The 13,178-nt window shown below is 66.7% G+C and carries 15 protein-coding genes; 6 read left to right on the top strand and 9 right to left on the bottom strand.

Annotation, left to right across the window (positions count from 1 at the left end):
• Positions 1-19 precede the first annotated feature (19 nt).
• Positions 20-610 carry an HD domain-containing protein gene (locus QHG62_RS25820; protein ID WP_281148439.1) on the bottom strand — a complete coding sequence of 197 codons (591 nt, stop codon included), beginning with the start codon at positions 608-610 and terminating at the stop codon, positions 20-22.
• Between the two features lie 99 nt (positions 611-709).
• Here QHG62_RS25820 and QHG62_RS25815 point away from each other — a divergent pair, with 99 nt between their 5' ends.
• On the top strand, positions 710-1,429 hold the full coding sequence (locus QHG62_RS25815; RefSeq protein ID WP_281148438.1) for a Crp/Fnr family transcriptional regulator: 720 nt from the start codon (positions 710-712) through the stop codon (positions 1,427-1,429).
• 30 nt (positions 1,430-1,459) lie between these two features.
• Here the strand turns inward: QHG62_RS25815 and QHG62_RS25810 are convergent, their stop codons facing one another.
• The 3 genes from QHG62_RS25810 to QHG62_RS25800 form a co-directional block, all read right to left on the bottom strand.
• On the bottom strand, positions 1,460-2,617 hold the full coding sequence (locus QHG62_RS25810) for an ABC transporter substrate-binding protein (protein ID WP_281148437.1): 1,158 nt from the start codon (positions 2,615-2,617) through the stop codon (positions 1,460-1,462).
• Between the two features lie 103 nt (positions 2,618-2,720).
• Entirely contained in the window at positions 2,721-3,206 is a 486-nt protein-coding gene (locus QHG62_RS25805) for a cupin domain-containing protein (RefSeq protein ID WP_432445634.1), read from the bottom strand.
• 62 nt (positions 3,207-3,268) lie between these two features.
• The gene (locus QHG62_RS25800; protein ID WP_281148435.1) at positions 3,269-4,018 is read right to left on the bottom strand and encodes an NAD-dependent epimerase/dehydratase family protein; all 750 of its coding nucleotides are present in this window, start codon (positions 4,016-4,018) and stop codon (positions 3,269-3,271) included.
• Positions 4,019-4,107: 89 nt separating this feature from the next.
• On the opposite strand from QHG62_RS25800, the gene QHG62_RS25795 reads away from it, so the two are divergent.
• A complete protein-coding gene (locus QHG62_RS25795; protein ID WP_281148434.1) occupies positions 4,108-5,553 on the top strand; it encodes a PLP-dependent aminotransferase family protein in 1,446 nt (481 codons plus the stop codon).
• A gap of 32 nt (positions 5,554-5,585) precedes the next feature.
• On the opposite strand, the gene trmB is transcribed toward QHG62_RS25795, so the two are convergent.
• The 4 genes from trmB to QHG62_RS25775 form a co-directional block, all read right to left on the bottom strand.
• The gene (trmB, locus tag QHG62_RS25790) at positions 5,586-6,323 is read right to left on the bottom strand and encodes a tRNA (guanosine(46)-N7)-methyltransferase TrmB (protein WP_281148433.1); all 738 of its coding nucleotides are present in this window, start codon (positions 6,321-6,323) and stop codon (positions 5,586-5,588) included.
• A complete protein-coding gene (gene gluQRS, locus QHG62_RS25785; RefSeq protein WP_281148432.1) occupies positions 6,323-7,246 on the bottom strand; it encodes a tRNA glutamyl-Q(34) synthetase GluQRS in 924 nt (307 codons plus the stop codon). The genes trmB and gluQRS overlap by 1 nt, the downstream gene beginning before the upstream one ends.
• Before the next feature lie 7 nt (positions 7,247-7,253).
• Entirely contained in the window at positions 7,254-8,345 is a 1,092-nt protein-coding gene (locus QHG62_RS25780) for an NAD(P)/FAD-dependent oxidoreductase (protein ID WP_281148431.1), read from the bottom strand.
• A gap of 88 nt (positions 8,346-8,433) precedes the next feature.
• On the bottom strand, positions 8,434-9,387 hold the full coding sequence (locus QHG62_RS25775; RefSeq protein WP_281148430.1) for a LysR family transcriptional regulator: 954 nt from the start codon (positions 9,385-9,387) through the stop codon (positions 8,434-8,436).
• A 176-nt stretch (positions 9,388-9,563) separates the two neighbouring features.
• On the opposite strand from QHG62_RS25775, the gene QHG62_RS25770 reads away from it, so the two are divergent.
• The 4 genes from QHG62_RS25770 (at position 9,564) to QHG62_RS25755 (ending at position 12,330) form a co-directional block, all read left to right on the top strand.
• Entirely contained in the window at positions 9,564-10,265 is a 702-nt protein-coding gene (locus tag QHG62_RS25770) for a pirin family protein (protein ID WP_281148429.1), read from the top strand.
• 81 nt (positions 10,266-10,346) lie between these two features.
• A complete protein-coding gene (locus QHG62_RS25765) occupies positions 10,347-10,784 on the top strand; it encodes a DoxX family protein (protein WP_281148428.1) in 438 nt (145 codons plus the stop codon).
• A gap of 55 nt (positions 10,785-10,839) precedes the next feature.
• On the top strand, positions 10,840-11,403 hold the full coding sequence (locus tag QHG62_RS25760; RefSeq protein WP_281148427.1) for a flavodoxin family protein: 564 nt from the start codon (positions 10,840-10,842) through the stop codon (positions 11,401-11,403).
• A gap of 15 nt (positions 11,404-11,418) precedes the next feature.
• Positions 11,419-12,330 carry a pirin family protein gene (locus QHG62_RS25755; protein ID WP_281148426.1) on the top strand — a complete coding sequence of 304 codons (912 nt, stop codon included), beginning with the start codon at positions 11,419-11,421 and terminating at the stop codon, positions 12,328-12,330.
• A gap of 36 nt (positions 12,331-12,366) precedes the next feature.
• On the opposite strand, the gene QHG62_RS25750 is transcribed toward QHG62_RS25755, so the two are convergent.
• Positions 12,367-13,152 (bottom strand): sulfurtransferase, encoded by a 786-nt coding sequence (locus tag QHG62_RS25750; RefSeq protein ID WP_281148425.1) that lies wholly within the window; start codon positions 13,150-13,152, stop codon positions 12,367-12,369.
• Between the last annotated feature and the right edge of the window lie 26 nt (positions 13,153-13,178).

Genomic DNA, 13,178 nt, shown 5'->3' with positions numbered 1-13,178 from the left:
GGTGTTCCTATGTGGGATGTCAGGCGGCGGCCGGCTCTTGCATCGCGGCCTTGTAGATGCTCTGCTTGGGCTGCGCCATCAGGCGTTGCAGCATGGGTTCGAATTCGCCGATGGGCAGCGTCTCGGCCTTGGGGTCGAACGCCGGGTTGTCGTACAGCGCGCAGAACTCGGCCGTGCGCTCGTAGTGCGGGTGGTTCTTGAAGTTGTCGCGCATGTCGCGGTCCAGCCCGATGTGGTGAAAGAAGTAGTGGCCCTGGAAGATGCCGTGGTGCTGCACCATCCAGTGGTTGGCCTCGCTGACGAAGGGCTTCAGGATTGCGGCCGCGATATCAGGGTGATTGAAGCTGCCGAGCGTGTCGCCGATGTCGTGCAGCAGCGCGCACACCACGTATTCCTCGTCGCGGCCGTCGCGCAGTGCGCGGGTCGCGGTTTGCAGCGAATGGGTGTAGCGGTCGACCGGAAAGCCGCCGTAGTCGCCTTCGAGGATCTGCAGGTGCCTGATCACGCGGGCGGGAAGGCCGCCTGCAAATTGCCTGAATTCGCCGCCGATCAGTTGCCAGTCTTCGCGCGTGCTCTGCTGCATGCTGGTGAAACTCGCCCGTTCGCTCATCTTGTGGTCTCCTTCATGTGGGGTCTGGGCCACTGTAGACGCCCGCTTGACGTGCAACTGTCAAGAATTTGACAATGCAGGGGTCTGGAAAACCCCCGCATGTCCGCCACCAAGCCGCGCCTTTCCGCCTCGCACCTGGCTGCGATGGAGCGCAACCCGTGGTTCACGAGCATGCCGCGGGCGCAGCGCGATGCCTTGCTGGGTGCGGCCGAACTGCTTCATCTGCGGCGCGGTGCCATGGTGTTTCGCCAAGGCGACCCCGTGCACGCGGCGGGCGGCGGCTTCTATGGGCTGGTGGCCGGCACCATCAAGATCTCGTCGCTGCGGCAGGACGGGCGCGAAGCTATTCTCGCGGTGCTGGAGCCCGGCAACTGGTTCGGTGAGATCACGCTGCTCGACGGCTCGCCGCGCACGCACGACGCCACCGCCCTGGAGGCGCTCGATCTGCTGGTGGTGCCCCCTGAAGCTTTTGCACAGCAGATGCGCGACGTGGTGTTTGCCAACGCCATTGCACTCATGCTGGCTGCAAGGGTGCGCATGCTCTACGGGCTGACAGAAGATGCCACGCTGCGCAGCCTGCGTGCGCGCGTGGCGCACCGCCTGCTGGTGCTGGCGCGCGGCGACGCCACGCAATCGGTGCAGCTGCGCCGCACGCTGATGCTGCCTCAGGAGGCGCTGGCCATGATGCTTGGCGTTACGCGCCAGACGCTCTCGAAGGAACTCAACGCGCTGGCGCGCGACGGGCTGATTTCACTGAGCTATGGACGCATCGAGCTTCTGTCGGTCGACGCGCTGCAGGCGCTGGTGCGCAGCGGGTAGCCCGGCGCATTCGGCGCGTGTTCAGCGTATTCAGCGCAAGACGCGGCCGTCCGCCGAGATGCTGATCAGGTCGATGTTGCGCGACGGATCGCGCAGGCCGGGCCGCAGGTTGATGCGGAAGCCGCCCACGTCGTAATCCGTCATCGTTGTCATCACGCGCTGCAGGCTTGCGGTGGTGAAGCCGCGGCCTGCCCGCCGCACCGCTTCGCCGACCACCTTGGCGGCAATGAAACCCTCCAGGCCTTCGTAGGAAGGCGTCTGGTCGGAGTTGTCGACCGCTGCGCGGTATTCCTTCACGATGGGAATGGCCGAAGGCCGCGGCGAGGGCACCACCTGCGAAATGACGATCCCGCCGATGTCCTTGCCGAGCTCGGCGTAGAGCGGGTCGATACCCACGATGGAAAAGGCCATGAAGCTGCCTGTGTAGCCGCTCTTGCGCAGCTTGCGGATCGCGTTGGCCGTGGTGCCCGAGAGCGAAACCAGCACGATGGCCTGGGGCGTTTGCTGCTGCACCGTCTTCAGGGCCGCATCGAGCTTGTCGCCGCCCGAAGGAACCATTGCCGTGGCCACCAGGGCAGGGAGCTTGAGTTCGGCAATGGCCTGCTGCACGGCTGCCAGGCCGGCGCGGCCCATGGCATCGTCGTCGCCCACCAGGGCAATGCGCGTCTGCCCCACGGTCGCGCACTGGCGCACGATCTTCAGGGCCTCGTCGATCATGCCGGGACGCACATGAAACACGTTCGGGTGGCTCGCCTCGCGCAGCGAATCCGAAGCGGCGAAGGGCGCGAACAACAGGTTGCCCTGCTGCGCGGCAACGCTCGCGCCGGCATCGCTGCTTGCAGTACCGACAAAACCGAACAGCAAGTCGGCCTTGTCCGTACCCAGCAGGGTGCGTGCGTTGGCGGCGGCGCGGGTGGCGTCGTAGCCGTCATCCAGCTGCAGCAGCTTGAGCTGGATGCCGCTGGCGGCATTGCGTTCGTTGAAGTCGCCCACGGCCAGCCGGCTGCCGGCCGCAAAGGCCAGCCCGATCTCGCCGGCGGCACCGGTCAAGGGCACCGATTGCCCCAGCAGCACCACGCGGGCGCCCGCTGCCGCCTTGGCGGTTTGCGAGAGCGCCGGAAGAGAAAGGCCTCCGCCCAGCAGCAGTGCGCCGGACGTTTTCAGTACTTGCCTGCGAGAGCTGTCCATTTGCCACCCTTTGTCTAAATTAGTAAAAAAGTGTAGCAATTTCGGTGCCCGCGGGGAAGCTGCCGAGGTGTAACGGTGCCCAAAGGGGGGCTCCCCAGCGGCCTCAGTCGGCGTCAGGCGGCAACAGCAGCGGTCCGCAGTTCTCGTCGGCAACAAACACCGCGACCAGCTTTGCGGGGTGCACCGGATCGGGGTTCTCCGCAAAGAGGTGCAGCGTGCGCGGCGGCTCGAAGAAGGTCTCGCCGCTCTTGAAGGTGCCTACCGGGCCGCCCGCGAGCTGCGATCGGACGGTGCCTTCGAGAATGATGGCGGTCACCGAGCCCGGGTGCCGGTGGGCGGGGGAATAGGCCAGCGGCGGAAAGTCGACCAGAACCGTGGTCACCGACTTGCCCGGCACGTTGGGCAGCGGTTCGCAAGAGAGCATCTTGACCGAGGTAGCCGGCCTCGCTTCGGCGCCGGAGCCGGCGGGCGCCGGGGCTGACGAAAACATGGGCCCGGCTGCCACGGTGCTGCATACATCGGCAAACCATTGCGCGGCGTCCTGCCGGTTGCTGTGCGGCACCAGCGCCCAGCCGGCCGCCAGCACCATGGCAAGCGCCGCAGAACCGGCGCCCAGCCGAAGGCGAGCGCCTCGATGAAGCCAGTCCGCCTTCACGATGCGACTCCCTGCCGCTCGCGCAGCCGCATCGATGGATGCCAGCCGAGTGCGCGCTTCGCCTTCTCGCTGCTGACCTCAGGGTTGTCTTCGGCAATGTTGAAGATGCCGGACCGCGCATTCCGCAGCGCGAGCACTGTTGCCCGTGCCGCAGCCTCCACATGCACTGGGCACGCGCCCTTGGGTTCGGCGTTCGAGGTGCCGGGGCCGTAGAACTGCCCGTAGCGCAACACGGTGCCCGTGATGCCCTTGGCGCCCAACACGCTGCGCTCCAGTGCCGCCACGCCTTCCACGCTGACGCGGCGGCTGCCTTCGGCCTGAAGGTCGAGCGGGTGTTCCTCTACATGGGGCAAGGGCCCCGGTGCATAGACCCAGGCAATGCTCTGCGCTACCAGCAGGCGGCTGCCGGCCGCTTGTGCCGCAGCCACCAGGTTGCGCGTGCCTTCGGTGCGAACGCGCGCGTTGCGGTAGGCGGCATCGGCCATCTTCCTGGGATCGAGATCAGGCGGCAGGTCGGTGAGCTGGTGGATCACGATCGCCGGCTTGATGCCAACCATGGCCGCCTGCAGCGCCTCTGCGTCGAACACGTCGACAACGACCGGAACCACGCCGCGCGCTTCAAGCGCACGCGCGCGCTCTGGGCGCCGCGTGGTGCCGTGCACCGTGTAGCCCGCCTCGATCAACAGCGGAACAAGCGCACTGCCAATCGCACCGGCCGCGCCTGCCACAAATATGTTTTCGCTCATTGCATGTCCTTGTCTGGCTGATCGATGGTCGAGCTTAGGTTTTCGATGCCCCATGCCAAAGAGCCAAGATCCGTCAAAATCAATAGGCCATGATTAAAAGGAAAGAACCCTCCGATGCGCTCCTCGAGATCGACCGTACAACGGCCGTGCCTTTGCACCGGCAGATCTACGAGCGCTTCAGAACAGCCATAGAGCAGGGCGTGCTTGGCCCGGGCGATCGGGTGGCGTCAGCGCGCAACCTGGCCAGTGAACTGGGGGTGGCGCGAGGCACGGTCGAGACGGCCTACAACCTGCTCGCGGGCGAAGGCTATTTTTCTGCGCGAGGTCAGGCGGGGACGGTGGTTTCGCCGTCGCTTCCGTTGCGGCCGCCGGCGCGGCGCGGGCCCGGGCCAACGGAGGTGAAAGCCGTCGAACCGATGCTTGCGGAGCCCGTACCCCCGCCTCCGTTGCAGTTGGGTATTCCAGCCCTCGACGCCTTTCCGCGCAAGCTCTGGGCGCGGCTGGCTTCGCGCCGCGTGAGGGCAACCACCGCGGCCGACATGTTCTATGGCAATCCCTCGGGCCATCCGCCGCTGCGCGCCGCCATTGCCGCATATCTGCAGGTGTCGCGTGGTATCTCGTGCCATCCGTCGCAAGTCTTTGTGACCGGCGGGTACCGAGCATCGCTCGCGCTCATTTCGCGCACGCTGCTTTCCAGTGGCGACTGCGTGTGGGTCGAAGACCCAGGCTTTCCACCCACGCTGGAGGTGCTGCGCAGCGCCGGCCACCGTGCGGTGCCAGTGCCGGTCGACGATGAAGGCATGGCCGTTGCGTTGGGCATGCGAAAGGCCGCCAAGGCGAGGATGGCGGTGGTCACGCCGTCTCACCAGGCGCCGCTGGGTGTGTCGATGTCGCTCGCGCGCCGGTTGCAGTTGCTGGCCTGGGCCTCGCAGGCAAAGGCCTGGATCGTGGAAGACGACTACGACGGCGAATACCGCTATGCGGGTCCGCCCCTGCCCGCGCTCAAGAGCCTCGACGGCCAGGACCGCGTGCTGTACGCAGGCAGCTTCTCGAAAGTGCTGTATCCGGGTTTGGCGCTCGGCTATGTGGTGGTGCCCGAGTCATTGCGCGAAGGTTTTGGCGGGGCAGTGCAGGCATGGTCGAACGGCTGCCCGCAGATCACGCAGGCCGTGGTGGCCGACTTCATGCGTGAAGGCCACTTCTCCCGCCACCTGAAGAAGATGCGGCTGCTCTATGCCCGGCGCCGCGAGATGCTTGCGGCGGCGCTGGCAAAGGCCTTCGGCGAGGCTGTGCGCATCGATTTGCAGAGTGGCGGCATGCACCTGATTGCGCGCTTCGACACGCGTCGCGCAAGCGATGAAGAACTGGCCCGCCGTGCGCAGCTTGCAGGGCTGAACTGCCAGCCGCTTTCAGCACGGGGCACCGCAAGGTTCAAGGACAAGGGGCTGCTGATCGGCTTTACCAATGTCGGCTCCGCTGCGCATGCGCAGCAGCTTGCAACGCGGCTGCGAGACGCGCTGGACCGCAAGCACTGACGAAGGGAGGCCGCCTCGGCAGCAGCCGGCGCTCAGGCGCGCCGGAAGACCAGGTCCCAGACCCCGTGGCCCAGCTTGAGACCGCGGTTCTCGAACTTGGTCAGCGGCCGGTACTCCGGCTTGGGCGCATAGGCTTCGGCCGTGTTGCGCAGCAACGGTTCCGCGGAGAGCACTTCGAGCATTTGCTCGGCATAGGGCTGCCAGTCGGTGGCGCAGTGGATGTAGCCGCCCGGGCGCAGGTGCTCGGCAAGCTTTTTCACGAACTCCGGCTGGATGAGCCGGCGCTTGTTGTGGCGCTTCTTGTGCCACGGGTCGGGAAAGAAAACATGCACGCCGGCCAGTGAATCGGGCTGCAGCATGTGGTCGAGCACGTCGACCGCATCGTGCGCGCAAATGCGTATGTTGCCGATCGATTGCTCGCCGATGCGCTTGAGCAGCGCGCCTACGCCCGGCTCGTGCACTTCGCAGCACAGAAAGTTGGTCTCGGGCATTACCGTGGCGATGTGCGCGGTGGCTTCGCCCATGCCGAAGCCGATTTCGAGCACCGTAGGCGCGGCACGGCCGCCGAAGGCTGCGGTCAGGTCGAGCGGCTCGGGCTTGTAGGGCAAGAGGAACAGCGGGCCCAGCTCGGCAAAGGCGCGTGCCTGGCCTTCGGTGGTGCGGCCGGCGCGCTTCACAAAGCTCTTGAGGCGGCGGTGCAGCGGATGCGGTTTGTCGGCCGCGTCGTCGCTCGGCGGGGAATCGTTGGGCACGGTGTCGGGAAAGGTCATTACGGGCGCGAATTGTAGAGACCGCGCCATTCGGGCACCCAGCCGGCTAGTGCCGCGGCGCACGAGCCGCCCCGCGCGGTGCCAAGGCCGAGCACGCGCGCGGCGGCCTCGAGCGACGCCAGCGCGGCCTCGGGCGTGGCGGTATCGATGGGGGTGGCGCCGTTCTGCTTGGAGAGCTTGTCGCCGTCGGCGCCGCGCACCAAGGGGGTATGCAGGTAACCTGGCGTGGGCATGCCGAGCGCGCGTTGCAGCAGGATCTGGCGCGCGGTGTTGTCCGCCAGGTCTTCGCCGCGCACCACGTCGGTCACGCCTTGTTCCGCGTCGTCGACCACCACCGCGAGTTGATAGGCCCAGGGCCCGTCGGCGCGGCGCAGCACGAAGTCGCCGACCTCGCGGCTGACGTGCTGGCACTGGTGGCCGAGGCGGCGGTCGGTCCAGCAGAGCTCGCCCGACGAAAGCGGCGGTTGCATGGCTTCGAACTTCTCGGTGGCAAAGCGCCACGCGCGCGCGGGCTTGCCGTGCAGACCATTGCGGCAGGTACCGGGATAGACCCGCTCTCCATGTCGCGTGTGCGGCCGGCCGAGCCGGACCAGCGCCTCGTCGATGTCCTTGCGCGAACAGCCGCAGGGGTAGGCGAGGTCGAGGGCCTGCAGCTTCGCAAGCGCCGCTTCGTAGTGCGCGGTGCGCTGCGTCTGCCAGACCGGCGCTTCGTCCGGCAGCAGGCTGCAGTCGGCCAGTTGCCGGAGGATGTGCTCGCCCATGCCGGGCAGGCAACGCTCGGTGTCCGCGTCTTCGATGCGAACCAGCCAGCGCGCGTTGGGGCCGCGGGCGCGCACGTCGAGCCAGCTTGCGAGTGCGGCAACCAGCGAGCCGGCATGCAGCGGGCCGGTGGGCGAGGGCGCGAAACGGCCGGTCTCACGCATCCGCGGATCAGATCACTGCAAGCGCCAGCGAGAGGCCCGAGAGGAAAGCGTCTTCCACCCGGTGGCCGGTGCACCAGTCGCCTGCCACGCCGATGCGGGCCTTGGCGTCCCACAGGTGGCTCTTGCCGACGGGGACTTGCGTCTGGGCTTCGGTCCAGCAGCGTGCCTGGGCATGCGTGGGCGCGGCATGGATGCCGGTGATCTCGGAGAAGGCGCGCAGCAGCTTGGCTTCGACGCGTGCGGCGTCGTCGCGCAGGTGTTCTTGCGACCATGCGGCGCTGGCCTGAAGCGTCCAGCGCTCGACGCGTTCGCGCCCGGGCTTGGACGATTCGCGCGCGAGCCATGCCACGCGGTGGTGCGTGCTGCGCGCCGCATTCCATTGCGGGCCGAGGTGCGACATGTTGGCCTGGTTGGCCTGCGGAAAGGCGATCATCAGCGTCCAGCAGGGCGCGATGCGCACGGGCTCGATCTTCTGGCTGATGCTGGCCGAGAGCTTGCCGTCGCCCAAGAGCGCCCGTGTGCGCGATGGCGGCAGGGCGAGCAGCACGGCGTCGAAGCCGGAGTACACGTGCTGCGAGTCGTCCGCACCCGCGGTGCGCAGCTGCCAGCGCTTCGGGTCGAGCGCATCGGGTTCGATCTGCGTCACCTGCGTGCCGGTCACGAGGTTGCCGCCGAGCGGCGCGGCCCAGTGGGCCACCAGCGCATCCATGCCGGGCTGGGCGACCCAGTGCGATTCGCGGCCCGGCAATGCCGCTTCGGCCACGCGGCCGTGTGCGTCGAGCACGCGCACGAGGTTGGCGCTCCATGGGCGGCAAAGGCTCGGCGTGGCTTCGAGCGCCAGCGCAAAGCGCGCGTCGCGCACGGTGAAGTACTGCGCACCGCTGTCGAAGCGGCCGAAGGCGGTGTCGATGCTCGCCATGCGCCCGCCGGGCGCGGCCTCGCGTTCGAACACGGTGACCTTGTGGCCGGCCTGCACCAGCGTGCGTGCGCAGGCCACGCCGGCAATGCCGGCGCCCACGACGGCGTAGTGGCGCGGGGCGGCGGGGGTTCGGTGGCGGTCGGTGGCCTTTGCCGTCTTGGCAGTTGCGCGAGTGGTCATGAGGGACTCTTTTCTTGTGTACGGGGAAACGATGGATGTGTGCGCACTCTACATCGGTCTGCGAAGGGCACTCCCGGGAGGCAGGCGCTCAGCGCCCCCGATGCCGCTCGAGCAGCGCCCGCCGCGTGGCCTCGTGGTCGAACTGTGCAAGCCACCATTCGAGCGCGCGCCCCGGCCCGCCCGCGCTGCGCACGCGCCAGGCGCAATGCATGGTTGCGAGCGGCGGCTTGCGCTCGGTCTTGCGTTCGACCAGGTGGCCGGCTTCGATGTAGGGACGCGCCATGGGCTCGGGCAGAAAACCGCCGCCGAGGCCGTGCAGCTGCGCGTTCAGCTTGGCATGCATGCTCGGCACGGTGAGCACGTCTTGTCCGCCGACCAGGTTGACCGTCATGCTGGGGCCGCTGCGCACAGAATCGGCAGCGGCCACCGCGCGGTGCTGCCGCAGCACCGCATCGGTCAACGGCTCGGGCAGGCGCGCGAGCGGATGGTGCGGCGCCACCGCATAGACGAAGCACAGCTCGCCGATGGGCCGGCTGCGGATGCCGGTGGCGGTGAAGGCCAGGCTTGCCGCGTCGAGCACAGCGCCGATGGCGAGGTCGGCCTCGCCGCTGGTCAGCGCCTCGATGGTGCCGAGCAGCGTTTCATCGCGCAGCTTGAGCCGCGTGGGCGGGTCGAGCGCGAAGAAGGCGGTGGCCAGGTCGAGCAGCGGATCGCGTGCGATCACGCTGTCCACGGCAATGGTGAGCATTGGCTCCCAGCCGGTGGCAACGCGCTTCACGCGGTTGGCCACGGCATCGATTTCGCCCAGCAGTCGCGCCGCTTCGCGCAGCAGTTCGGCGCCAGCCTCGGTGATGCGGGCTTGGCGGGCGCTGCGATCGAACAGCAGCACGTCGAGCGCGTCTTCGATCTGGCGCACGCGGTAGCTGAGCGCGCTGGGCACCAGGTTGAGCGCGCGCGCGGCGCCGGCAAAGCTGCCCGTGCTTGCCACGGTCTGGAGCATGGAGAGTGCGTCGGGGGTCAGTACGTCTCTGGCGCTGGGCATGGCGGCTCCGTCGGATGCTCGATCGATTGATCAAATAATTTGAATGATGCCATCAAAACCCGGCGCTTTTGAAGGAGGGGTGCGGACCTAAAGTTCTTCACATCCGCTGCGCATCCGGCGCGGCATACGAAGAAGGCCCGGGCATCCGCACGGGGCAGGGCCGAAGGAGTTCGACGATGTTGCAAGTCCGTAAATCACAGGAACGCGGTTATGCCGACCATGGCTGGCTGCGCTCGTTTCACAGCTTTTCTTTTGCCGGCTACTACGACCCGGCCCACATGGGCTTTGGCAACCTGCGGGTGATCAACGAAGACCGCGTGGCCGCGGGTGCCGGTTTTGGCACCCATGGTCACAAGGACATGGAAATCATCAGCTACGTGCTTTCGGGCGAACTGGCGCACAAGGACAGCATGGGGAACATCGAGTCCATCCCGCCGGGCGACGTGCAGCGCATGAGCGCGGGCCGCGGTGTGATGCACAGCGAGTTCAACCACAAGGCCGACGAGACCACGCACTTCCTGCAGATCTGGATCGAGCCGAACGTGCGCGGCATTGCGCCGGGCTACGAGCAGAAGAAATTCGGCAATGACGAAAAGCGCGGCAAGCTGCGCCTGGTGGCTTCACCCGACGGTGCCGACGGCTCGGTCACGGTGCACGCCGATGCGCGCCTGTTCGCAGGCCTGCTCGACGGTGATGAAAAAGCCAGCCTGGCGCTCGATCCCGAGCGCAAGAGCTACGTGCACCTGGTGCGCGGCGAACTCGAAGTGAACGGCCAGAAGCTGTCGGGCGGAGACGCCGCAATGCTCCAGGGCGAATCGCAATTGACGCTCGGCGCCGGCAAGGATGCCGAAGTGCTTGTGTTCGACCTGGCAGCCTGACCTGGCGGCCTGGGCAGGCGCACTCTTTGCTCCTGCTCTCTTCTTTCAAATTTCAATTTTCAACAACCGAGGAGTTTCATCATGACAACCACTGCAATCAGCGCAACCGCCATCAACAATCCCACCGCCGCGCAAGACACGCTGGCGCTGGTGGGCCGCATTTTGCTGGCGCTGCTTTTCGTGCCCGCGGGCTTCAGCAAGCTCATGGGCTTTGCGGGAACGGTGGGGTACATCTCGTCCGTCGGTGCGCCGCTGCCGCAGGTTGCGGCAGTCATTGCAATCGTCGTGGAGCTGGGTCTTGGCCTGATGCTGCTCGTCGGCTTCAAGACGCGCCTGGCGGCCGTGGTGCTGGCGGTGTTCACTGTGGCGGCTTCGGTGCTGTTCCACAATTACTGGAGCATGCCCGCCGACAAGGCCTTCGTGAACCAGCTGATGTTCTTCAAGAACATCGCCATTTCCGGCGGTTTGCTCGCCTTTGTCGCCTTCGGTGCCGGCCGTTTCAGCATCGACAAGCGCTGATCGGTTTGTCTTCTTGCCGCCTCTGATTTCTTCACCTTCAACTCAAAGTCATTTCATGTCCAAGATCGCAGTTGTTTTTCATTCGGGCTATGGCCACACGCAACGCATGGCCCAAGCCGTGGCAGAAGGCGCAAATGCCGAGCTGGTCCAGATCGATGCCGACGGCAACCTGCCGGCCGGCGGCTGGGAAACGTTGAATGCAGCCGACGCCATCATCATGGGTTCGCCCACCTACATGGGCAGCGTGAGCTGGCAGTTCAAGAAGTTTGCCGACGCGTCGTCCAAGCCGTGGTTCACGCAGGCCTGGAAAGACAAGATGTTTGCGGGCTTCACCAACAGTGCATCGATGAACGGCGACAAGCTCTCCACGCTGCACTACCTGTTCACGCTTGCAATGCAGCAAGGCGGCGTCTGGGTCGGCACTGCAATCATGCCGAGCAACACCAAGGCCGCGCAGCGCAACGACATCAACTACGTGGCTTCGTTCAGCGGCGCCATGGCTCAGTCGCCCTCGGACTCTTCGCCCGCCGAAATGCCGCAGGGCGACCTGGACACCGCCCGCCTGTTCGGCGAGCGCGTGGCCAAGGCCGCCGACCGCTGGGTGGCCGGCAAGGCCTGAGGCATGATGCGGCGTATGGACTCCCTTCAATCGCTGCATCCCGCCGACAAGGACCTCGGCGGCGGCTTCAAGGTACGGCGCCTGCTGCCGGCCGCGAAGCGCCGCTCGGTCGGCCCGTTCGTCTTTTTCGACCACTTTGGCCCGGCCACCGAGCAGCCCGGCGCCGAGCACGACGTGCGGCCGCATCCGCACATCGGCCTTTCCACGGTCACCTATCTTTTCGAGGGCGCGATGATGCATCGCGACAGCCTCGGCAGCGTGCAGGAAATCTTGCCCGGCGCCATCAACTGGATGACGGCGGGCCGCGGCATCGTGCACTCCGAGCGCAAGCCCGAGCGGCTCAAGGCAGATACCTACGTGAATCACGGCTTGCAGCTCTGGGCCGCGCTGCCGCAGGCGCATGAAGAGGTCGAGCCGAGCTTCGAGCACACGCCGGCCAGCGCCATTCCCGAGCTTGTGGAGCAGGGCGCGCAAGTGCGCGTGCTGGTGGGCGAGGCTTTTGGAAAGCGCTCACCGGTCAAGACGCGGTCGCAGACGCTCTACCTCGATATTGCGTTGCCCGCGGGCGGCCGCTTCGAACTGCCCGCGCTTGCAGCGGAACTAGCCGTCTATGCCGTCGATGCCGATGCGCGCGTCAACGGCGAGGCCATTGAGGCGCACACAATGGTTGTGCTGCCGGACGGCCAGGGCGCGGTGCTGAGCACCGATGTGGCGGTACGCCTGATGGTGATCGGCGGCGAGCCGCTCGATGGCCCGCGCTACATCACGTGGAACTTCGTCTCCAGCCGGCGCGAGCGCATTCTGGAGGCAGGGTCCGACTGGGCCGCACAGCGCATGGGCCATGTACCGGGTGAGACTGAATTCATTCCGCTGCCGGGCAAGCCCTTTGGCGTGCGGGAGCCCGACGTCGGCACCGTGCCGGTCTGACGGGTTCGCAGCAAAGAAGGCCTCGCGCTGCGGGGCCTAGCTTTTACGTTCCAGGTCGGGGTCTTCCGATGCGCGCGCACTCGCATCGGCTGCGCGCGCGCTCAGGTCTGGCGCCAGCGCGCGGCGGCCGTCGAACACGAAACAGTCGCCGTGGTAGTGCGCACCGCCGACTTCTTCAAAATATTTCAGGATGCCGCCTTCGAGCTGCAGCACATTCTCCACGCCTTCCTCGCGCATCAGGATGGCGGCCTTTTCGCAGCGGATGCCGCCCGTGCAGAAGCTCACCACCGTCTTGCCCGCGAAATCGGCGCGGTGCGCCTTGAGCGCCGGGGGGAACTCGGTGAACTTGGTGATGCGCCAGTCGATTGCGCCGTCGAAGGTGCCTTCGTCGACCTCGAAGTCGTTGCGCGTATCCAGCAGCGCAATCTCGCGGCCTGCGTCGTCATGCCCCTGGTCGAGCCAGCGCTTGAGCGTTTGCGCGTCCACGCCGGGTGCGCGGCCGGCCGCCGGCTGGATGGCCGGATGGTCCATGCGGATGATCTCGCGCTTGAGCTTCACCAACATGCGGCGGAAGGGCTGCGTGGCCGACCAGCTTTCCTTGGTTTCCAGGTCTGCAAAGCGCGGATCGGCGCGCAGGCTGGCCACAAAGCTGCGAATGGCGTCGGCAGCGCCAGCCAAAAACAGGTTGATGCCCTCGGGCGCCAGGAGGATGGTGCCCATGAGGCCCAGCGCCTGGGCGCGCCCGCGCAGGTCTTCACGCAGCACGGGGCTGTCGTCGATGGCTACGAACTTGTAGGCCGCAATATTCAAAATCTCTTGCACGGGGCGGAATTGTAGGGATTGCCAAC

This window comes from Variovorax paradoxus, from assembly GCF_029919115.1.
In the GTDB taxonomy this organism is placed as follows: Bacteria; Pseudomonadota; Gammaproteobacteria; order Burkholderiales; family Burkholderiaceae_C; genus Variovorax; species Variovorax paradoxus_O.
This window is presented reverse-complemented; position numbering and strand designations above follow the sequence as displayed.